The organism is Brevundimonas sp. GW821-FHT09G01 (genome assembly GCF_059416065.1).
Map to the genome: position 1 here is coordinate 749,857 of NZ_JBWKOL010000001.1, position 19,372 is coordinate 769,228.

Here is a 19,372-nt window from a genome sequence, read left to right on the forward strand (position 1 = left end):
ATTCACGCGACCTTCGCCATGCGCGCCTTCGACAGGTCGTCGTAGGCGATCAGGTCGGCGGCCAGGGCTTCGAACTCGTTCAGCGGCACCATGTTCGGGCCGTCCGAGGGGGCGTTGTCCGGATCCTGGTGGGTTTCCATGAAGACGGCGTCGACGCCGACGGCCACGGCGGCGCGGGCGAGGACCGGCACGAACTCGCGCTGGCCGCCCGACGACGTGCCCTGCCCGCCCGGCTGCTGGACCGAATGGGTGGCGTCGAAGACGACCGGACAGCCGATCTCGCGCAGGATCGGCAAGGCGCGCATATCGCTGACCAGGGTGTTGTAGCCGAAGCTGGCGCCGCGCTCGCAGGCCATGACGTTCGGATTGCCCGCGCCGACGACCTTGGCGATGACGTTCTTCATGTCCCACGGGGCCAGGAACTGGCCCTTCTTGATGTTGATGACCTTGCCGGTGGCGGCGGCGGCCAGCAGCAGGTCGGTCTGGCGGCTCAGGAAGGCCGGGATTTGCAGCACATCGACGACCTCGGCGGCGATGCGGCAATGCTCCTCGGTGTGGACATCGGTCAGGACCGGCAGGCCGACGCTCTCGCGGATTTCAGCGAAGATCGGCAGCGAGCCCTCCAGGCCGAAACCGCGCGCGGCGGTGGCGCTGGTGCGGTTCGCCTTATCGAAGCTGGTCTTGTAGATGATGCCGACGTTCAGCCGCTCGCCGATCTCCTTGAGCGCATGCGCCATCTCCAGCGCGTGATCGCGGCTCTCCAGCTGGCAGGGGCCGGCGATGAAGACGATGCGCTGATTGCCGCCGATGCTGACGGGACGGGCGACGCCCTTGATGTCGATGACGGCGTTGGGCTTGGACACGGCGAATTCCCGAAGAAGCGGCTTGGCGACGCACGGCCCTTGCCGCACCTATGCGGCGATCAGGTGGCGTTCGATGTTGAGGTTCGCAAGCTACCACGGAGGCCGACCGCATGACCACCAGACCGACACCCGTGATCCTCTGGTTTCGCCGCGACCTTCGACTGGCCGACAATCCAGCCCTCAATCACGCCGCGGAGACCGGCGCGCCGGTCATTCCGCTCTATATCCACGATGGGGGCCCGGTTCAGGACCGGGGCGGGGCGGCGTCGCTCTGGTGGCTGGACAAGTCCCTGCGGGCCCTCGACGAAAGCCTGCAGACGCGGGGTTCGAGACTGATCCTGCGGTCGGGTGATTCGGAAGCCGAGCTGCGTCGGCTGATCGGAGAAACCGGCGCCGGAGCCGTTTTCCTGAACCGCCGGTTCGAGCCTGAACTGTTCGCCCGCGACGCGGATATCGCCCATTCGCTCAAGGCCGAAAACGTCGAGGTGCGGGGCTGGAACGGTACGCTGATGTGCCGCCCCGGAGGCGTGCTGAACGGATCAGGGTCGCCTTACAAGGTCTTCACGCCGTTTCTGAAAAGCCTGCTCGCCGCTGCCGAACCCCCGGCGCACACGACCGGTCCGCGCCGTCTGGACACCCCCGCCTGGATCAAGAGCGAATCCCTGGACGGCTGGGGTTTGCATCCTTCGAAACCGGATTGGTCAACGGGCTTCGACTGGACGCCGGGCGAGGCCGGAGCGTCGGCGGCGCTCTCAACTTTCGTCAACGGCGGGCTGAAAGCCTACAGTCGTGACCGTGACCACCCGGCGGCGCCCGGCTGCAGCCGCCTGTCCCCGCATCTGCACTTCGGCGAGATCCATCCATGGCGGGCGATCCAGCAGGTTCGCGCCGCCGCCGCCGACGGTCGCGCGCCGTCATCGGAAGCGGACAAATTCACCGCCGAACTGGGCTGGCGCGACTTCTCCGCACATCTGTTGCACCACTTCCCGCAGATGACGGACACGGCGTTCAGACCCGAGTACGACGCCATGCCGTGGCGCGACGATCCGGAGGGGCTCGAGGCCTGGCGGAGAGGCCGGACCGGCTATCCGATCGTCGATGCCGGGATGCGGCAGCTGTGGACCACCGGCTGGATGCACAATCGCGTCCGGATGATCGTCGCCTCGTTCCTAGTGAAGGACCTTCTGATTGATTGGCGGAAAGGCGAAGCCTGGTTCCGCGACACTCTCGTTGACGCTGATCTGGCAAGCAATGTTCAGAATTGGCAGTGGGTTGCGGCATCCGGAGCGGACGCGGCGCCGTATTTCAGAGTGTTCAATCCGGTGACCCAGGGGACGAAGTTCGATGCCAAGGGACAATATGTCCGCCGCTGGGTCCCCGAGATCGCGGCGCTTCCCGACAAGTGGCTGCATGCGCCCTGGACCGCTCCGCCGGAAATCATGCGCGGGATCGGTCTTCGGCTCGGCCACGACTATCCCCGACCGATCCTTGATCATGCGGAGGCCCGCGACCGCGCGCTCGAGGCCCTACGAACGATCACGGCTGCCCGTCACGACGATCCAGGCCATTGACGCGCGGGGGTCGGCCACCCAACATCTTCAGTCATGACGTCGGTCACTACCGATCTGCATCAGATCACCGCCCGCACCCCACGCGGGTTCGCGCTGTTCCTGCGCCTTCTGAGCGCCAACTGGACCTTCGGACGGCTGACGGTCCTGCTGCCCAACGGCGAGACCCACCGGCTGGAGGGCGAACAGCCCGGCCCCTCGGCCGTCCTCGACATTCGCGACTACCGCTTCGCCCGCCGCGTACTGGCGAGTGGGGACATCGGTTTCGCCGAGGGCTACATGGCCGCCGAGTGGGAGACGCCGCACCTGGCGCCCCTGCTGGAGGTGCTGGCCCACAACTACGACAGCATCCGCCGCCTGTTCGATGGGCATCCGGTGATGAAGGCGGTCAACTGGCTGTCGCACCGGATGAACCGCAACAGCCGCTCGGGCTCGCGCAAGAACATTCATGCCCACTACGACCTGGGCAACGCCTTCTACGCCGCGTGGCTGGACCCCTCGATGACCTATTCGTCGGCCCGGTTCGCGGCGCCCGACATGGCCCTGGAAGCGGCGCAGCGCGAGAAATACGCCGCCCTGGCCCGGCTGATGGATCTGCGGTCCGGCCAGAGCGTGCTGGAGATCGGTTGCGGCTGGGGCGGCTTCGCCGAATTCGCCGCGCGCGAGGTCGGGGCCACGGTCACCGGCATCACCATCTCGCAGCAGCAGTACGATTTCGCCAAGCAGCGGCTGTTCGACGCCGGCCTGTCGGACAAGGCCGACATCCAGCTGATCGACTATCGCGACGTGCGCGGGCAGTTCGACCGGGTCGCCTCCATCGAGATGTTCGAGGCCGTGGGCCAGGAATACTGGCCCGCTTATTTCGGCAAGATCCACGAGGTCCTCGCGCCCGGTGGCCGGGCGGGCCTGCAGATCATCACCATCGATGACGCCCTGTTCGGCGGCTACGCCAAGCGGACGGACTTCATCCAGAAATACGTCTTCCCGGGCGGCATGCTGCCTTCCGAGGCCAGCCTGAAGCCGGTGATCGAACAGGCGGGGCTGGGTTGGCAGGCGATCGAACGCTTCGGGCTCGACTACGCCGAGACCCTGAAGCTGTGGGACGAGCGGTTCCAGGCGGTCTGGGGCGAAGTCGGCCGCATGGCCGGGTTCGACGAGCGGTTCCGCCGGCTGTGGCGCTTCTATCTGGCCTATTGCGAGGCGGGCTTCCGCTCGCGCCGGACGGACGTGGTCCAGCTGGCGCTGGCGAAGGCCTGACGCCAGGCGCATAGGCGGTCCCATGACCTCCCCCCTGATCTCCGCCGACGACCTCGCCGCCCGCCTGGGCGATCCGAACCTGCGCATCGTGGACGCCAGCTGGCATCTGGACGGCCGGGACGCCCGCGCGGACTTCGCGCAGGCGCACATTCCGGGCGCGGTCTTCCTGGACCTGGACGCCGTGTCCGACCCGGACAGCCCCCTGCCCCACACCCTGCCCGCGCCCGCGGCCTTCGCGGCCTCGGCGGGCGTGCTGGGCCTGTCGGACCGGAACCGCATCGTCGTCTACGACACGACGGGCCTGTTCTCGGCGGCGCGCGTCTGGTGGATGCTGAAGATCATGGGCGCCCGCGACGTGCGGGTGCTGGACGGCGGCCTGCCCGCCTGGCGGGCGCGGGACCTGCCGGTCGAGGACGGGCTGCCGCCCCGGCCGGACTTCGCCGTGTTCAGCCCGGATTTCGAAGCGTCCGCCGTCGCCGCGCTGGAGGATGTGCGGACCGCCCTGGACGACGGGGCCCAGGTGGTCGATGCCCGGGGAGCCGCCCGCTTCCGGGGCGAGGCGTCCGAGCCCCGGCCCGGGGTGCGGCCCGGACACATGCCCGGCGCGCTGAACCTGCCCTATGGCTCGCTGCTGACCCCGGACGGAACGATGAAGCGCGGCGACGCCCTGGAAGCCGCCTTCCGTGACGCGGGCGTGGACATCGAGCGTCCGGTCGTCACCACCTGCGGCTCGGGCGTCACCGCCGCCATCCTGATCCTTGGCCTGGCCGAGCTGGGCCGCTCGGCGCGGCTCTATGACGGCAGCTGGAGCGAATGGGGCTCGCCCGAAGGCGGCCCCGTCGTCACCGGCCCCTAGAGCCTGATCGTTTTAGACGGAACCGCTTCGCGGTTCCGGCTGAAGCGTGAATCAGGCTCTCGCTTTAAATCTGGAGCCTGATTTACCGCGTCGGCGGAATCGCGAAGCGATTCCTCCTCAACGGATCAGGCTCTAGGCGCCCGGAGCCACCGGCTCGGGCGCGTCGTCGGGGACAACGTCGTCGGTCTCGCCGCGCGACACCACCGTGGCCAGCACCAGGTCGCCGGTGACGTTCAGCGTGGTGCGGCACATGTCGAGGAAGCGGTCGACGCCGAGGATCAGGCCGATCCCCTCCACCGGCACATGGACCATGGCCAGGATCATGGCGACCACCGGCAGCGAGCCGGCCGGCACGCCCGCGGTGCCGACGCCGCCCAGGATGCAGACCAGCATGACGACGACCTGCTGGGTCAGCGACAGCTCGACGCCGAAGAACTGGGCCAGGAACAGGACCGTCACCCCCTCGAACAAGGCGGTGCCGTTCTGGTTGGCGGTGGCGCCGACGGTCAGCACGAAGCGGGCGATCTTGCGCGGCAGGCCCAGCTGCTCCTCGGCGGCGCGCAGCGACACCGGCAGGGAGGCGTTGGACGAGGCGGTCGAGAAGGCCACCACCATCGGCTCACGGATGCCGCGGAAGAATTTCAGCGGATTCATGCCGCCCCCGATCCAGACGACCAGCGGGTAGACCACGAACATGTGGATCGCCATCGCGCCCACGGCCACGCCGACATAGGCGGCCAGACGGACCAGCAGGTCCCAGCCGAACACCGCCGCCAGCTTGAACATCAGGCAGGCGATGGCGATGGGAGCCAGTTTGATGAAGAGGTTGATCAGCTTCATCGTGACCTCCAGCAGGCCCTCGACGGTCCGCTGCAGATTGTCGGTCTGGGGCGACTTGGCCATGACCAGCCCGATCCCGAAGAACAGGGCGAAGATCATCACCGGCAGAATCTGGTTCTCGGCCGCCGCCGTGACGACGTTGGACGGGATCAGGTCGAGGAAGAACTGATCGAACTGGACGCCGCCCTGGGCCTTCTCGACGATCTCGCTGGCGCCCTGCGCGCCCTGCGCCAGCAGCTGCTTGGCCAGATCGGCCGGAACGCCCTCACCCGGACGGAAGTAGTTCACCATGCCCAGGCCGATCACCACCGCGACGCCCGAGACGATGATGGTCAGCAGCAGGGTCTTGATCCCCGCGCGCCCCAGGGACTTCAGGTCGCCCATCTCCGCCACCCCGATCACCAGGGCCGAGAAGAGCAACGGAATGACCATCATGAAGAGGAGCTTCAGGAAGATCTGGCCGATCGTCCCGGCGATCACCACGGGCCACCAGTCCGCCGTGGGCTGCAGGGCGAAATTGGCCCACAGGCCGCCCGCCAGGCCGATCACAAAGCCGGCCAGCATCAGCCAGTGAAGAGCGATCCCGCCCTTTTTGGTCGTTTCCATGAAGAAGTTCCCCCGGCTTTAGAGCCGCGTCGTTATCGGATCGGCAGACCGTAGATCAAGCCGGCGGGCCGCTGGTTCCATTGTGCATTGAGCCCGCGGGCGAGGTCGAGCGAAGAATCCGCGCCCACATTGCGGGCGAAGATTTCTCCATAGTTGCCTTCGGCGACGAGCGCATCCTTCATCCACGACTTCGACAGCCCCAGCATGGGGCCGAAGTCGCCCTCGGCGCCCAGCAGGCGGCGGATGCGCGGATCGCGGGAGTCGTCGGCCATGGCGGCCGCGTTCTGTCGGGTCACGCCCAGTTCCTCGGCCAGGATCAGCCCGTTCAGGGTCCAGCGGACCACCGAGGTCCAGGCCTCGTCGCCGCGCTTCACCGCAGGGCCCAACGGCTCCTTGGAGATGACGTCGGGCAGGATGGCGTGCTGTTCGGGATTGGGCAGCAGGGTGCGGGCGGCGGCCAGGGCCGAGATGTCGGCGCTGAAGGCGTCACAGTCCTCGCGCGCATAGGCCTCGCGCGCCTCTTCCTCGTTGGCGGTGACGACGGGCCGGTATTCGATGCCTCGGGCGCGGAACCAGTCGGCGACGTTCAGCTCGCTGGTCGAGGCCCGCTGCACGCAGACCCGGGCGCCGTTCAGCTCGGTCGCGCTGGCCAGGGTCAGCGAGCGCCGCACCAGGAAGCCCTGGCCGTCGTAATAGTTGATGCCGGCGAACCGGACTCCCTCCTGCGCCTCGCGCGACAGGGTCCAGGAGGTGGTGCGCCACAGCACGTCGACCCGGCCGCTGCGCAGGGCCTCGAAGCGCTGGCTGGTGGTCAGGGGCACGAAGCGCACCGCGTTCGCATCGCCCAGCACCGCCGCCGCCAGGGCGCGGCAGAAGTCGGCGTCGAAGCCGCGCCACTGGCCGCGGTTGTCGGTGTAGGCGAAGCCGACCAGCCCCTCGTGCACGCCGCAGTTCAGCCGGCCGCGCCGCTTGATCGCCTGCAGGGTCGGGCTGTTGAAGGCCGGGGCGGCGGTCGGCGGATGGGCGGCCGCGTCTTCCGGCGTCTCGTCCCTGGGCGCGCCCTGGCCGCAGGCGGCGACCCCCAGCGTCAGCAGCAGCGCCAGCGCCTGCTTTCGAACCCCTGTCCTGCCTGTCCGCATTCCGCGCCTCGTCAGTGCCTGTCAGACTTGCGCCCCGGTGCGTTTAGAGGCCTTTGAGGCCTGAACCGCAACCCCGCGAGCCGCCGATGACCGACCGTTCCGACCGTACGCGCCTGATCGCCGGGGCCACGCGCCGCACGCCGGGACCCGCGTCCGGACGCCGACCGGTGTCGCCGCCGATCGAGCGGGCATCGACCCTGCTCAACGATTCGCCCGCGGCCATGCGGGACGGTTCGCTTGGGCCGACCTACGGCATCGAGGACCTGACCGCCGGCCGCGAACTGCGCGCCGCCTTGGCCCAGTTGGAGGGCGCGTCGGACGTCTGGCTGGTTCCCTCGGGGCTGGCCGCCGTCACCGTGCCCCTGACCGCCCTGCTGAGGCCCGGCGATCAGGTCCTGACCACGGACGCCCTGTACGGCCCCAGCCGCCGCTTCCTGCACCGCCACCTGAAGCCGCGCGGGATCGATACCGCCTTCCACGCCGCCGACGCCTCCACGGACCGGATCCTGTCCACCCTGACCGACCGCACCCGCGTGCTGCTGATCGAATCGCCGGGCTCCCTGACCTTCGACATGGCCGACGTCCCGGCGCTCGCCGCCGCCTGTCGGGCGCGAGGCGTCCTGACCGTCATGGACAACACCTGGGGCGCGGGTCTGGCCTTCAAGCCGCTGGCGCACGGCGTCGACGTCAGCGTCCAGGCCCTGACCAAGTATGCGGGGGGGCACTCTGACCTGCTGATGGGGTCCATCGCCGTGGCGGACGACGCCGTCGGCAAGCCCATCTTCGAAACCCTTGAGGACAACGGCTGGCGGGTCACCTCGGACGACGCCTGGCTGGCGTTGCGGGGCCTGCGCACCCTGCCCCTGCGCTATGCCGAACAGGCCCGTTCGGCCGGCGTCGTGGCCGACTGGCTGCTGGCCCGGCCCGAGGTCGCCGAGGTGCTGTGGCCCGCCCTGCCCGGTTCGCCCGCCTACGCCCTGTGGAAACGCGACTACACCGGCGCCGCCTCCCTATTCGGGGTCGTGATGCAGGGCGGGACCGAAGCCGCCGCCCACGCCCTGATGGCGGCGCTGAACCTGTTCGGCCTCGGATACTCCTGGGGCGGGTTCGAAAGCCTGATCACCCATGAGACCGGCCAGCTGTCGATGCGCGCCTCGCCGCCGGCGCCGGCGGGCCAACTGCTGCGCCTGCATGTCGGGCTGGAGGATCCGGCGGACCTGATCGCCGACCTGGAGGCCGGTCTCGCGGCCTGGCGGGCGGCGCTCTAGGGCTTCGCGCGCCACGTCTTCTCCGGGAGCGATGGACCCTTTTCCCCCGGCATCCGTTTCCGTGGTCCCGACGGACCGGGCGGCTCCCGGCCGCGCGCCTCGGCCGGAGCGTTCGATGGCCCGCGATCCCTATATCTTCCGCAGAAGCTGGACCCTGACGGCCTGGTCCTGCCTCGGCGCGCTGGCGATCATGACCTTGCTGTTCGTCGTCATCTACCAGACCCGGGGCGGCGATCCGGCCGATAGGGCCGCCCTCGAAGCGCGACAGGTCCAGGCCGTCGCGGCCATGGATCAGGCCCAGGCCGCCGCGGACGCCCGACAGGCCGCCGCGCGCGCGGAACAGGAAAAGCTGCTGTACTGATGTAGGTGGCGCGCCCAGCAGGACTCGAACCTGCAACCGTCCGCTTAGAAGGCGGGTGCTCTATCCGGTTGAGCTATGGGCGCCCGATGGGGCCGGGACGCAGACGCGCCCCAATTACAGCAAGGCGACATTTCGCGCCTCAAGTAGCGCCACGCGCGGTAGGCCACTCAGAAAACACTGACCGCCTTCGGCGGTCAGTGCGTCCAGGACTGCTTGCGGTAGGTGGCGAAATTGTCGGCGTAGGCCTTGAGGATCACCGGCGGCTCCTGCGGCTCGTGCAGGCGGAAGGCGATGCCGTGGCGTTCGGCGTAGGCGACGGCCTCTTCCTTGGAATCGAAGGTCAGGCGGACCTGGCCGTTCATGTCCGACGATGAGGTCCAGCCCATCAGCGGGTCGATGGTCCGCGCCGAGGCCGGCTCGAATTCCAGACGCCAGTCTTTCGACTTGGCCTTGCCGGATTGCATGGCGGTCTTGGCGGGGCGGTAGATGCGGGCGATGGCCATAGCGGTCTCTCGAACGGTTGCCGCCGTAATACAACGCATTCGCCGTCGCTCAAGCGCCAAACCACGTCGTTCGTGACCGCGCGGCGACGACCCTGCGTGAAAAATCCTTGAAATCTCCACATGCCTCCACGCGGCGATCGGCGCATGAAAGGTCATCACTTTCACGGCGAGGCCGAGATGACGGGCATGACCAAGACCGACGGCGGACAGCGGTTTCCGCTTTGGCGCGTGGCGATGTGGGGCGGGATCGCGGCCCTGCTGCTGCTGCCCGCCGTGGCGATGCAGTTCACGCACGAGGTCGCCTGGGGGCCCGAGGACTTCACCTTCGCCGGCGTCCTGCTGATCGGCGCGGGCGCCCTGTTCGAACTGGCGGCCTGGAAATTCCGTAGCCTGACCGGCCGGCTGATCTCAGCCGCCGTCATCCTGGGCGTCGTGCTGCTGATCTGGGCCGACGCCGCGGTGGGCGTCTTCTAGGGCCGCCTAGGCCTCCAGCGCACTATGAGACAGGGCGGCGGCGCCTCAGGAAGGTTGAGACAAACAGCGCTCCGCCTGTCAGAGCCATGCAGAGCGCGGCGTAGACGGCTCCGGTCATCCACCCCGTCGCGCCGAACATGACGACAGCGATCCAGTGATCGAGGAACAGGCTGCGAAGGCCGAGATAAGCGACCGTTCCCGCCAAAAGCAGGACGACGCCTATCACTCTCAGATGAGGGCTGTCCAAGAAGCGCATCCGCGTCGCCTTCCAAACAATTCCACCAATGAGAGTATCGGGACAGTTTGGAGTCAAGCGCCAGCATCGCGAAGGATGTCGCGGGGCCGGCTATCCGCTTCTGGATTTTAGTAATGGTCGGAGTGAGAGGATTCGAACCTCCGACCCTCTGGTCCCAAACCAGATGCGCTACCAGGCTGCGCTACACTCCGGCGGCGGGATTTGACACACTCGTCGTCCCGCCGCAACGCGCCTGACGACCTTATTCGGCGAAGAAGGGATGCGCGACCTTGTCGCCCGGCTTGGCGCCGATCTCGTCCGACCGGCCCGCGCGCAGTTCCAGCACCCCCATGGCCGGTCCGTTCGACGGCAGGACCCGGTCGTTGTTGGGCGCCGCGTTCTTGACGATCGAGACGATACGGCCGTGCGGGTCGATGTAGATGATGTCCAGCGGGCTGGGCGTGTTGTGCATCCAGAAGCCGCGCTCGGCGACGTCGGGGAACTGGAACAGCATGCCGCGGTCGTCGGCGAGCGGCGGACGCTCCATCAGGCCGCGCTGGCGCTCGGCTTCATCGTCGGCGATCTCGACCATGAATTTGTGCGCGCCGCTCGAGGTGGTGATGGTCAGCGGCTCCATCGGCTGGCCGTCCGGCCCCTTGGGCGTCCCGAGGGCGCAGCCGGCCAGCAGCACCGCACCGGCGACGAGCGCCGGAATTCCACGACGATGAATCATTCGCATCCGCCCTTTGCAAAGGGAGCGGATGTCCTATCCGCCCATCCTGATTTCAGCGACCACCAGCCCCTTGGGACCATCGGCGAACCGCACCGAAACCGACTCTCCGGGCAGGAGATCGTCCAGCCCGCAGCGCCGAAGCGTTTCGACATGGATGAAGATATCTCCGGGTTGGCCGTCGCGCACCACGAATCCGTAGCCCTTGGTGCGGTTGAACCATTTCACCACCGCCGGCTCGAGTGGACCGCCGGCGACGGGCGGCGCCGCCTCGCTGGACTGGCGCAGGCCTTCATAGCCCGTCGGACGGCGCGGCTGCTGGACGGCCAGGGCGGGATCGCCCTCGCCCAGGTCGACGATCTCGATCACCTGCCAGCCCTTGGGGCGGCGTACGCAGTCGCAGGAAATGGGCGCGCCTTCGGCCGCGGTCTCGTGTCCGCTGTCGCGCAGGCTGGAGATGTGCAGCAGCACGTCCTTCAGGTCGGTCATGCCCGGGTCGTCAGGTACGATGAACCCGTAGCCCTTGCCGGGGTCGAACCACTTGACCCGTCCGGCGATCCGCACCGCGGTCACCGTTTCCCCACCCTCGTAGTCAGACACAACTTTCCCCCTGCCCGGGATCTGTACGGGCACGTCTTATTTAACACGGTTCTTTGAACACCTGAAAAGCGAAAAACACCCATTTTCGTTGGTTGTGCAGTCGAATTCGTTCAACCGTTGCCGGATCGCCCGGAGCACGGATGTTTCACACGGCGTGGCGGGTCGCCGGGGCGATAGGGCTTTGAGATCAAGGGCAAGGGCCCCAGCCCACTGGCCTGCGAGGCCACGCGGGCGTCCTGGCCCGCGGTCAGGCGGACGGGTCTTCCGGCAGAATCTCACCCACGGCGGCCCGGCCGGGGTTCCGGACCTGACGATGTCGATGAGAAGAAAATCGATCCGTGCGCCCGCACGGATCGGCGCCCGGCGTCCATCACGGCGACGCTCAACGGCGTGGCGGCGCGCGCCGGAAGGCTCGCGCGGGACTGACGATTTCAGGGGGAGGAGGAATGCCCCGCGTGGCAGTCCCTAGGGGAATCGAACCCCTCTTTTCAGGTTGAAAACCTGACGTCCTAACCGATAGACGAAGGGACCGCTGCGCGGGGAAGCGGCGATATAGCCGCCGACTCCGCAGGCTGCAACGCCTTTTCGCAGAAAAATTGAGATCGCGGTTATAGCTAGCTCATGCGGGGATCGGCGACGTCCTCGATCTCGAATTGAACGCCGCGACGCCCGTTCCAGTCGTCCGCCTTCAGACGGCCCGTGACGCTCAGCCCCCCCTGCCCCGCCAGCAGGGCCTTGCCGGTCGGCAGGTCGGCGCAGCGCCAGGCGATGGCCTTCACCGAGGCCCCGTCGGCGCCGACCAGTCGGCAGCGCACATGACCGCCGTTCATGGCCACGGGTTCGCGCACCGAGACATGCTCCATGGCGAACAGGGGTTCGGGATTGGCCGGGCCGAAGGGGGCCAGGGCGTCGAACTGCTCGAACAGGGCGCGGGTGGCCGCCACGGGCTCGATCAGGGCGTCGATCTCGACCCCGTCCAGCGCCTCGGCCGCCGCCTGTTCGCCGGCCATCCGGCCGTTGAGGAAGTCGCGCAGCTCGCCGATGCGATCCGCCTTGACCGTCAGGCCCGCCGCCATGGCGTGACCGCCCCCGGCCAGCAGGACGCCGCTCTCCCAGGCGGCCTGCACGGCCTTGCCCAGGTTCATGCCCGGCTGCGACCGGCCCGAGCCCTTGCCCAGCCCATTCACGGCGTCGACGCCGATGACCACCACGGGCTTGCGCCAGCGCTCGCGCAGCCGTCCGGCCACGATGCCGACGACGCCCGGGTGCCAGTCGTCGCCCCCGATGACTACCACGGCCGAGCCGTCGTCGTGGGCGCCCGTCGCCTCGACCCGGCGCATGGCCTGATCGGTGACCTGTTTCTCGACCTCGCGGCGGGCGATGTTCAGGGCGTCCAGCTCCTGCGCCAGCGCCATGGCCTCTTCGGGATCGTCGGTGGACAGCAGCCTTGCCCCGAGATCGGCCTTGCCGATCCGTCCGCCCGCATTGATGCGCGGGCCCAGGATGAAGCCCGCGTGATTGACCTTGGCCGGCCCCGGCTCGGCCCCGGCGGCGGCCAGCAGGGCCTTCAGCCCCGGATTGCCCCAGTCGGACATGACCTTCAGGCCGAGACTGGTCAGGGCCCGGTTGAAGCCGGTCAGGCCGGTCACGTCGCAGATGGCGCCCATCGCCGCCAGATCCAGCCACTGGCGGATGTCGGGCTGCTCACGCCCCCCAGATTCTGGAGTGAACAGTCCCCTGCCCCGCGCCTCGCGGTTCAACGCGGCCAGCAGGACGAACACCACCCCGGCGGCGGCCAGGTTGCCCTGCCCCGAGTTGCAGCCGGGCCGGTTCGGATTGACGACGGCCAGGCACTGCGGCGGCTGCTCGCGCATCATGTGGTGGTCGATGACCACGACCTTCAGGCCGATGGCCGCGGCGTGGGCTACCGCCTCATTGGCCGCCGCGCCGCAGTCGACGGTGACGACCAGATCGGCGCCCGACGCCTTCAGGGTGTCGAAGGCCTTGGCGCTGGGGCCATAGCCCTCGGTGATGCGGTCGGGGACATAGATGGGCAGGTCGGCGCCCATGGCCCGGAACCAGCGCACCAGAAGGGCCGCGCTGGACGCCCCGTCCACGTCGTAGTCGGCGAAGACGTGCACCGACGCCCCGGCCTGCAGGGCGTCGACGATGGCCGTGGCGGCCGCATCCATGTCGGTGAAGCTGGAGGGGTCCGGGAACAGGGCCTTCAGCGTCGGCGTCAGGAAGTCCTGCCCCTGGTCGGCGCGCACGCCCCGCGCCGCCAGCGCCCGGGCCAGCGGCTCGTCCAGCCCCAGGGCCTGCATATGGGCGCGGATGACGCCGGGCTCGGCGGGCCTTTGCCGCCAGACGCGGCCTGAGAGCGAGCGGGAGACGCCCAGAAAGGCCGGAGCGCTCCCGCCGTCCGCCATCAGGCGACCGGGCGCGTGGTGCGGATGCGCTGCACGGTGCGGGTCGAGGAATCCATCACCAGCGTATGGGTGGTGACGAAGCCGTCGCGGAAATGGACGCCGTCCAGCATCGCGCCCTTGGTCACGCCGGTGGCGGCGAAGATGGCGTCCTTGGAGACCAGCTCGTGCAGGTCGTATTTGCGGTCGAAGTCGGTCACGCCGGTGCGGCGGGCGCGCTCGCGCTCGTCGTCGTTGCGGAAGATCAGGCGGCCCTGGAAGAAGCCGCCGACGCATTTCAGGGCCGAGGCCGCCAGCACGCCTTCCGGCGCGCCGCCCGAGCCCAGGTACATGTCGATGCCGGTTTCAGGCTCGGCGGTGTGGATCACGCCGGCCACGTCGCCGTCGGTGATCAGCACCACCTTGGCGCCGACCTCGCGGAGGGCGGCGATCAGCTCGGCGTGACGCGGACGGTCCATGACGCAGACGGTGATTTCCGAGGCCGGGACGCCCTTGGCCTTGGCGAGGTTGCGGACGTTGTCCTGCGGGCTGTTGTCCAGATCGACCGTGCCGGCGGGATAGCCCGGGCCGACGGCGATCTTGTCCATATAGGTGTCGGGCGCGTGCAGCATGCCGCCGCCGGGCGACATCGACAGCACGCACAGGGCGTTGGCCATGGCCTTGGCCGTCAGGGTGGTGCCTTCCAGCGGGTCCAGGGCGATGTCGATGACCGGGCCTTTGCCGGTGCCGACCTTCTCGCCGATGTAGAGCATGGGGGCCTCGTCGCGCTCGCCTTCGCCGATGACGATCTTGCCGTCGATATCCAGGGCGTTCAGCGCCGTGCGCATGGCGTCGACGGCCAGCTGGTCGGCGGCCTTTTCGTCGCCGCGCCCGATCTGGGCGTAGGAGGCGATGGCGGCCAGCTCGGTCACGCGCGCGGCGTCGGCGGCGAGGGTCGAAGCGTAGGGGGCCGTATCGGCCATGAGCGTTCTCCGTGAGGCGATGATCCCCGGATTCTGTCGCCCGGGCGATTCTGAAAGGGATTAGCGGCGGTCGACCGGCGGCGGGGCGCGTCCGCGTTCGCGGGCGGCGCGCAGGCGGGCGTCGATCTCGGCCTGGGTTTCGGCCGAAGCGGGCGCGATCGGGGTGGCGGCGATGCGGGCCCGCACGGCTTCGGTGAAGGCTGCGGCGTCGCCGTCGGTCTGCCAGTCGATTCGCGAGGCCTCGCCCGCCAGCGCCCCGGCGCTGACCCGCAGGGTGTTCACCTGGGCCGCGATCTGGGCCGGTTCGGGCGCGGGCGTGGCCTTGGGGAAGTCCTCCCAGGCGGGATAGCGGCGGTTGGCTTCCACCAGCGCCTGCACCTGCGGGGCGACGGGCGAGGCCGTGTCGGTGTGGGGCGAGAAGGCCCCGGCGCAGGCCGAAAGCAGGCCCGCCCCCGTCAGGACGACGCACAGCGCAGCAATTTTCCGGATCGGCGCGTTCATTTCATTGGCGGTCTACGCCATGATCGTGACAGGCGGAAGGGCGGCGCGAGTCCTTTACGTCCAATAATGACGCGCAGCAGGAACCGCCGCATGGCCAGACGCCCGACCGTCCCGCCGCCCGAGCCCCCCGTCGCCGGGGCCGTGAAGGCGCCGCGCCGCGCCGGCCGCCCGACCTCGGCCAAGCCGCCCCGCCCCCGCGCCGCCAAGGCCGCGGCCGCCGCGCCGGAGCCGGAACCCGCGCCGCAATCCCAGCCTCGCCCCGAGGCCGCCGCGCCCGAACCCGAGCCGGGGCCCGCCGCCGCTCCGTTCGGCGCCGAGCAGCGCGAGATGCTGGAGACCCTGTCCCTGAACCTGGCCAAGGCCGCCATGACGGCCCAGACGGCCATCGCCGAGGCCGCGCTCAGCCAGGCGGACCGGCCCGCCGCCCTGTCGCCCGATCCGTTCAACGTCGGCCCAGCCATGACCTCGGTGATGTCCAGCCTAGCCTCGCGCCCCGACCGGCTGTTCAGCGCCCAGGCCGACCTGTTCAACCGCTACATGGACCTTTGGGCGTCGTCGGCCCGTCGGGCCGCGGGCGAGGAGCCCGCCGCTGCGCCGTCGAAGGACAAGCGCTTCAAGGACCCGGCCTGGTCCGAGAACCCTATGTTCGACGTCATGCGCCAGTCCTATCTGGTCACCGCCGACTGGATGAACGGGCTGGTGTCCTCGGTCGAGGACGTCGATCCGCGCACCAAGCGCCGGGCCGAGTTCTTCACCAAGCTGCTGACCGACGCCTTCTCGCCGTCCAACTTCCTGGCCTCCAACCCCGCCGCCCTCAAGGCCCTGGCCGAGAGCAACGGCGAGTCGCTGGTCAAGGGGATGCAGAATTTCGCCGCCGACCTGGAGCGCGGCCAGGGCAAGCTGAAGATCAGCCAGGCCGACTACGGCAAGTTCGAGGTCGGGGTGAACGTCGCCACCGCCCCCGGCCAGGTGGTCTGGCGCGACGACCTGTTCGAACTGCTGCAGTACGACCCGGCGACCGAGACCCAGCATGAGATCCCGCTGCTGATCTTCCCGCCCTGGATCAACAAATTCTACATCCTGGACCTGCAGCCCGAGAACTCGATGATCCGCTGGCTGTCGGCCCAGGGGTTCACTGTTTTCGTCTGCTCCTGGGTCAATCCTGACCGGGACAAGGCCGGCTACGGCTTCGACGACTATCTGCAGAAGGGCGTCTATCGTGCGATCGAGAAGGTGCTGGAGCAGTCGGGCGCCAAGTCGGTCAACACGGTCGGCTACTGCATCGGCGGGACCCTGATGGGCGCGGCGCTGGCCCATATGGCGGCCAACAAGGATGCGCGCGTCTCGGCCAACACCTTCTTCGCCGCCCAGCACGACTTCGCCGAAGCGGGCGACCTGCTGCTGTTCACCGACGACCACTGGCTGAACGAGATCGAGCAGCAGATGGACGCCGCCGGCGGGGTCCTGCCCGGCGCGGCCATGGCCGAGACCTTCAACGCCCTGCGCGCCAACGACCTGATCTGGTCGTTCTTCGTCAGCAACTACCTGATGGGCAAGGCGCCGGCCGCCTTTGACCTGCTGTTCTGGAACGCCGACCAGACGCGCATGCCCAAGGCCCTGCACATGGACTATCTGCGCTCCATGTACGGCAGGAACGCCCTGACCCAGGGCGACTTCAGCATCGGCGGCCAGGCCATCGACCTGTCGAAGGTGACCATCCCGCTCTATTTCCAGGCCAGCCGCGACGACCACATCGCGCCGATGAACTCGGTCTACCGCTCGGCCAGGGCCTTCCCCAACGCCGACGTGACCCTGACGCTGGCGGGATCGGGCCACATCGCCGGGGTGGTCAATCCGCCCTCGGCCAACAAGTACCAGCACTGGATCAACCCCGCCCTGCCCGCGACCCTGGCCGAATGGCAGGCGCAGGCCGAGGAACATCCCGGAAGCTGGTGGAACCACTGGGCGGCGTGGCTGCGTGAGCGGTCCGGCGGCCAGGTCCCCGCCCGCGATCCGAAGACGGGCCCGCTGACGCCGGTCGAACCGGCCCCCGGGGCCTATGTGAAAGTGAAGTCTTGAAGCGTTTCGAACCCAATCTGCTGCTGGCCGTCTCCACCGGCCTGAGCCTGCTGCTCGTCCTGCTCACCACCAGCCTGACCGAGCCCCAGCCGATCCAGTTGCGCAACGTCCTGATGGCGGTGATCTGCGCGGGCGGCTTCATTCTGCTGAGTCCGCGACTGGCGAAGATGACGGGTCAGCCGCCGCGCCCGCCGATGATCCATCCGGACAGCCCCGGCACGGCCGTCTGGGCCGCCCTGTTCCCGGCCATCGTCACGGCGATCGCCGTGCTGCCGGTGCTCTTCCCCGGTCCCGACTACGGACTGGCGGTCATCATCGCCGCGGTGATCTTCGGCGTGACGGCGGAGTCGGCGATCAAGGCGCGGCGCGCGGGCTGACGCAGCGGCGGCCGCCCTGCTAAGCTGGCGCATGAACCGTCTCGCAGCCTGCCTCGCCGCCGCCGTCCTGCTCGCCGGCGCCCTGCCCGCCTCGGCCCAGCAGCCGACGCCGGAGACCAACCCCGCCGGGGTGCTGTTCTGGGCGCCCGAGGACCGCGAGCGGGCCTTCCGGACCATGGACACCATCATGCCGCACGCGCCCGTCCGGCGCGGCGACACGCCCGTGCGCGCCCTGCCTCCGGGGACGCCGATCACGCTGGACCCCACCGCCTACATGCAGGCCGAAAAGGTCGCCGGGGTGCTGGTCATCCAGGACGGCCGCATTCGGCTGGAGCGCTACGGCCTCGGCATCGGGCCGCAGAACCACTGGGTCTCCTTCTCCATGACCAAGAGCCTGACCTCGACCCTGGTCGGGACGGCGCTGAAGAGCGGCGCCATCGGCTCGCTGGAGGATCCCGTCACCCGCTATCTGCCGGGCCTGGCGGGCGGCGGCTATGACGGCGTGACCGTGCGCCAGCTGCTGACCATGACCTCGGGCGTGGCCTGGGACGAGGATTATTCGGATCCGAACTCCGACGTCGCCCGCTTCCTGCAGGAACCGGCCTTCGACGGGCGCGATCCGGTCGTCACCTACATGGCCCGCCTGCCCCGCGCCCATCCTCCGGGCGCGCACTGGAACTACTCCACCGGCGAGACCAATCTGATCGGAACCCTGGTCGCCGCCGCCGAGCGTCGTCCGTTGGCCCAGCTTCTGTCCGAGCGCCTCTGGTCGCGCGCGGGCATGCAGGCGGACGCCTTCTGGGCGCTGGACCAGGGCGGGCGCGAGATGGGCGGCTGCTGCGTCTCGGCCACCCTGCGCGACTGGGGCCGCATCGGCCTGATGGCGCTGGACGGCGGCGAACTGGGCGGCGAGCGCATCGTTCCCGACGATTGGTTCGCCCAGGCCGTGACCAAACAGGCCGAGACCGGCGATCCCGGCGAGGGCTACGGCTTCCAGTGGTGGACCCAGGACGACGGGATCTTCGCCGCCTACGGCATCTTCGGCCAGACGATCCGCGTCGATCCCGAGCGCCGGCTGGTCATCGTCCTGCTGTCCGCCTGGCCGGAGGCCACGGGCCGGGCCCACAGCGCCGCCCGCCGCGCCTTCATCCGCCAGGTGGTCGAGGCGGTGGACGCCGCCCCGCAAACCTAGGCGGGCTGGAAGATCAGCGACACGCCGTTGTTGCAGTAGCGCTTGCCCGTCGGCGCGGGGCCGTCGTCGAACACATGGCCCTGATGCCCCAGGCAGCGGGCGCAGTGATATTCGGTGCGCGGGATGCCCAGCGCATAGTCCCGCTTGATCCCGACATTGGCGGCCATCACCCGGGTGAAGCTGGGCCAGCCGGTGCCGCTGTCGAACTTCCACTCCGAGCGGAACAGCGGCAGTTCGCAACCCCGGCAGACGAAGGTCCCGCGCCGGTGTTCCTCATTCAGCGGACTGGTCCCCGGCCGCTCGGTGCCCTCATGGCGCAGCACCTGATAGCTGAGCGCCGGCAGCCGCGCCCGCCACTGGGCGTCGGTGATCCGCCGGAAGGGCGAGTTGGCGTACTGCGCCTCCGAGGCATCGGCGACTTCCGGTGCGCACGCGCTCAGCGCCGCCGCGCCGGCGGTCAGGAACAGGGCTCTGCGGGTCTGGGTCATGACATTGATACGTCGGGAGGCCCGACGCAGATGCAACCCCTCCCCCA

Annotated in this window: 19 protein-coding genes and 3 tRNA genes; 9 read left to right on the forward strand and 13 right to left on the reverse strand. The window is 69.1% G+C overall.

Features of this window, described 5'->3' with window-relative positions; genetic code table 11:
- Window positions 1-2: 2 nt before the first annotated feature.
- A complete protein-coding gene (gene kdsA / locus AC07NB_RS03675; protein ID WP_291832437.1) occupies window positions 3-863 on the reverse strand; it encodes a 3-deoxy-8-phosphooctulonate synthase in 861 nt (286 codons plus the stop codon).
- Window positions 864-973: 110 nt separating this feature from the next.
- On the opposite strand from kdsA, the gene AC07NB_RS03680 reads away from it, so the two are divergent.
- From AC07NB_RS03680 to sseA, 3 genes are read left to right on the forward strand one after another with little or no spacing between them, the layout of a single operon-like run.
- Window positions 974-2,434, forward strand: a complete 1,461-nt coding sequence (locus AC07NB_RS03680; protein ID WP_494570953.1) for a cryptochrome/photolyase family protein — start codon at window positions 974-976, stop codon at window positions 2,432-2,434.
- 33 nt (window positions 2,435-2,467) lie between these two features.
- Window positions 2,468-3,688 (forward strand): class I SAM-dependent methyltransferase, encoded by a 1,221-nt coding sequence (locus tag AC07NB_RS03685; protein WP_494570954.1) that lies wholly within the window; start codon window positions 2,468-2,470, stop codon window positions 3,686-3,688.
- A gap of 22 nt (window positions 3,689-3,710) precedes the next feature.
- On the forward strand, window positions 3,711-4,544 hold the full coding sequence (sseA, locus tag AC07NB_RS03690; RefSeq protein WP_494570955.1) for a 3-mercaptopyruvate sulfurtransferase: 834 nt from the start codon (window positions 3,711-3,713) through the stop codon (window positions 4,542-4,544).
- 132 nt (window positions 4,545-4,676) lie between these two features.
- Here the strand turns inward: sseA and AC07NB_RS03695 are convergent, their stop codons facing one another.
- Together AC07NB_RS03695 and AC07NB_RS03700 are read right to left on the reverse strand one after the other, a co-directional pair.
- Window positions 4,677-5,990, reverse strand: coding sequence for a dicarboxylate/amino acid:cation symporter (locus AC07NB_RS03695; protein ID WP_291832441.1), 1,314 nt, complete (start codon window positions 5,988-5,990; stop codon window positions 4,677-4,679).
- A 32-nt stretch (window positions 5,991-6,022) separates the two neighbouring features.
- Window positions 6,023-7,129 carry an amino acid ABC transporter substrate-binding protein gene (locus AC07NB_RS03700; RefSeq protein ID WP_494570956.1) on the reverse strand — a complete coding sequence of 369 codons (1,107 nt, stop codon included), beginning with the start codon at window positions 7,127-7,129 and terminating at the stop codon, window positions 6,023-6,025.
- Window positions 7,130-7,215: 86 nt separating this feature from the next.
- Between AC07NB_RS03700 and metC the strand changes: the two genes are divergently transcribed.
- Together metC and AC07NB_RS03710 are read left to right on the forward strand one after the other, a co-directional pair.
- Window positions 7,216-8,397: a cystathionine beta-lyase gene (metC, locus tag AC07NB_RS03705; protein ID WP_494570957.1), complete on the forward strand. Its 1,182-nt coding sequence runs from the start codon at window positions 7,216-7,218 to the stop codon at window positions 8,395-8,397.
- A 115-nt stretch (window positions 8,398-8,512) separates the two neighbouring features.
- On the forward strand, window positions 8,513-8,758 hold the full coding sequence (locus tag AC07NB_RS03710) for a hypothetical protein (protein ID WP_494570958.1): 246 nt from the start codon (window positions 8,513-8,515) through the stop codon (window positions 8,756-8,758).
- 6 nt (window positions 8,759-8,764) lie between these two features.
- Here the strand turns inward: AC07NB_RS03710 and AC07NB_RS03715 are convergent.
- Both AC07NB_RS03715 and AC07NB_RS03720 read right to left on the reverse strand, forming a co-directional pair.
- Window positions 8,765-8,841, reverse strand: a tRNA-Arg gene (locus tag AC07NB_RS03715).
- Window positions 8,842-8,952: 111 nt separating this feature from the next.
- A complete protein-coding gene (locus AC07NB_RS03720; protein WP_494570959.1) occupies window positions 8,953-9,261 on the reverse strand; it encodes an ETC complex I subunit in 309 nt (102 codons plus the stop codon).
- Window positions 9,262-9,405: 144 nt separating this feature from the next.
- On the opposite strand from AC07NB_RS03720, the gene AC07NB_RS03725 reads away from it, so the two are divergent.
- On the forward strand, window positions 9,406-9,735 hold the full coding sequence (locus tag AC07NB_RS03725) for a hypothetical protein (RefSeq protein ID WP_494570960.1): 330 nt from the start codon (window positions 9,406-9,408) through the stop codon (window positions 9,733-9,735).
- Window positions 9,736-10,105: 370 nt separating this feature from the next.
- Here the strand turns inward: AC07NB_RS03725 and AC07NB_RS03730 are convergent.
- The 7 genes from AC07NB_RS03730 to AC07NB_RS03760 all read right to left on the reverse strand — a co-directional run bounded on the left by AC07NB_RS03730 (window position 10,106) and on the right by AC07NB_RS03760 (window position 15,189).
- Window positions 10,106-10,182, reverse strand: a tRNA-Pro gene (locus AC07NB_RS03730).
- A gap of 50 nt (window positions 10,183-10,232) precedes the next feature.
- Window positions 10,233-10,703 (reverse strand): DUF192 domain-containing protein, encoded by a 471-nt coding sequence (locus tag AC07NB_RS03735; RefSeq protein ID WP_291832448.1) that lies wholly within the window; start codon window positions 10,701-10,703, stop codon window positions 10,233-10,235.
- A gap of 33 nt (window positions 10,704-10,736) precedes the next feature.
- On the reverse strand, window positions 10,737-11,300 hold the full coding sequence (locus AC07NB_RS03740) for a cold-shock protein (RefSeq protein WP_291832449.1): 564 nt from the start codon (window positions 11,298-11,300) through the stop codon (window positions 10,737-10,739).
- A gap of 456 nt (window positions 11,301-11,756) precedes the next feature.
- Window positions 11,757-11,831: transfer RNA gene (locus AC07NB_RS03745), tRNA-Glu, on the reverse strand.
- Between the two features lie 83 nt (window positions 11,832-11,914).
- Window positions 11,915-13,729: a single-stranded-DNA-specific exonuclease RecJ gene (gene recJ, locus AC07NB_RS03750; RefSeq protein WP_494570961.1), complete on the reverse strand. Its 1,815-nt coding sequence runs from the start codon at window positions 13,727-13,729 to the stop codon at window positions 11,915-11,917.
- Window positions 13,729-14,688 (reverse strand): class II fructose-bisphosphatase, encoded by a 960-nt coding sequence (glpX, locus tag AC07NB_RS03755; protein ID WP_492313038.1) that lies wholly within the window; start codon window positions 14,686-14,688, stop codon window positions 13,729-13,731. The genes recJ and glpX overlap by 1 nt, the downstream gene beginning before the upstream one ends.
- A 60-nt stretch (window positions 14,689-14,748) precedes the next feature.
- Window positions 14,749-15,189, reverse strand: coding sequence for a hypothetical protein (locus tag AC07NB_RS03760; RefSeq protein WP_492313037.1), 441 nt, complete (start codon window positions 15,187-15,189; stop codon window positions 14,749-14,751).
- A 90-nt stretch (window positions 15,190-15,279) separates the two neighbouring features.
- On the opposite strand from AC07NB_RS03760, the gene phaC reads away from it, so the two are divergent.
- The 3 genes from phaC to AC07NB_RS03775 are packed head-to-tail and all read left to right on the forward strand — an operon-like array spanning window position 15,280 to window position 18,837.
- Window positions 15,280-17,268, forward strand: coding sequence for a class I poly(R)-hydroxyalkanoic acid synthase (gene phaC, locus AC07NB_RS03765; RefSeq protein WP_494570962.1), 1,989 nt, complete (start codon window positions 15,280-15,282; stop codon window positions 17,266-17,268).
- Window positions 17,265-17,645, forward strand: coding sequence for a hypothetical protein (locus AC07NB_RS03770; protein WP_494570963.1), 381 nt, complete (start codon window positions 17,265-17,267; stop codon window positions 17,643-17,645). The genes phaC and AC07NB_RS03770 overlap by 4 nt, the downstream gene beginning before the upstream one ends.
- Before the next feature lie 31 nt (window positions 17,646-17,676).
- Window positions 17,677-18,837: a serine hydrolase domain-containing protein gene (locus AC07NB_RS03775; protein ID WP_494570964.1), complete on the forward strand. Its 1,161-nt coding sequence runs from the start codon at window positions 17,677-17,679 to the stop codon at window positions 18,835-18,837.
- Here the strand turns inward: AC07NB_RS03775 and msrB are convergent.
- Entirely contained in the window at window positions 18,834-19,325 is a 492-nt protein-coding gene (msrB, locus tag AC07NB_RS03780; RefSeq protein ID WP_291840634.1) for a peptide-methionine (R)-S-oxide reductase MsrB, read from the reverse strand. The two genes, AC07NB_RS03775 and msrB, sit on opposite strands and share 4 nt — an antisense overlap.
- Window positions 19,326-19,372 lie beyond the last annotated feature (47 nt).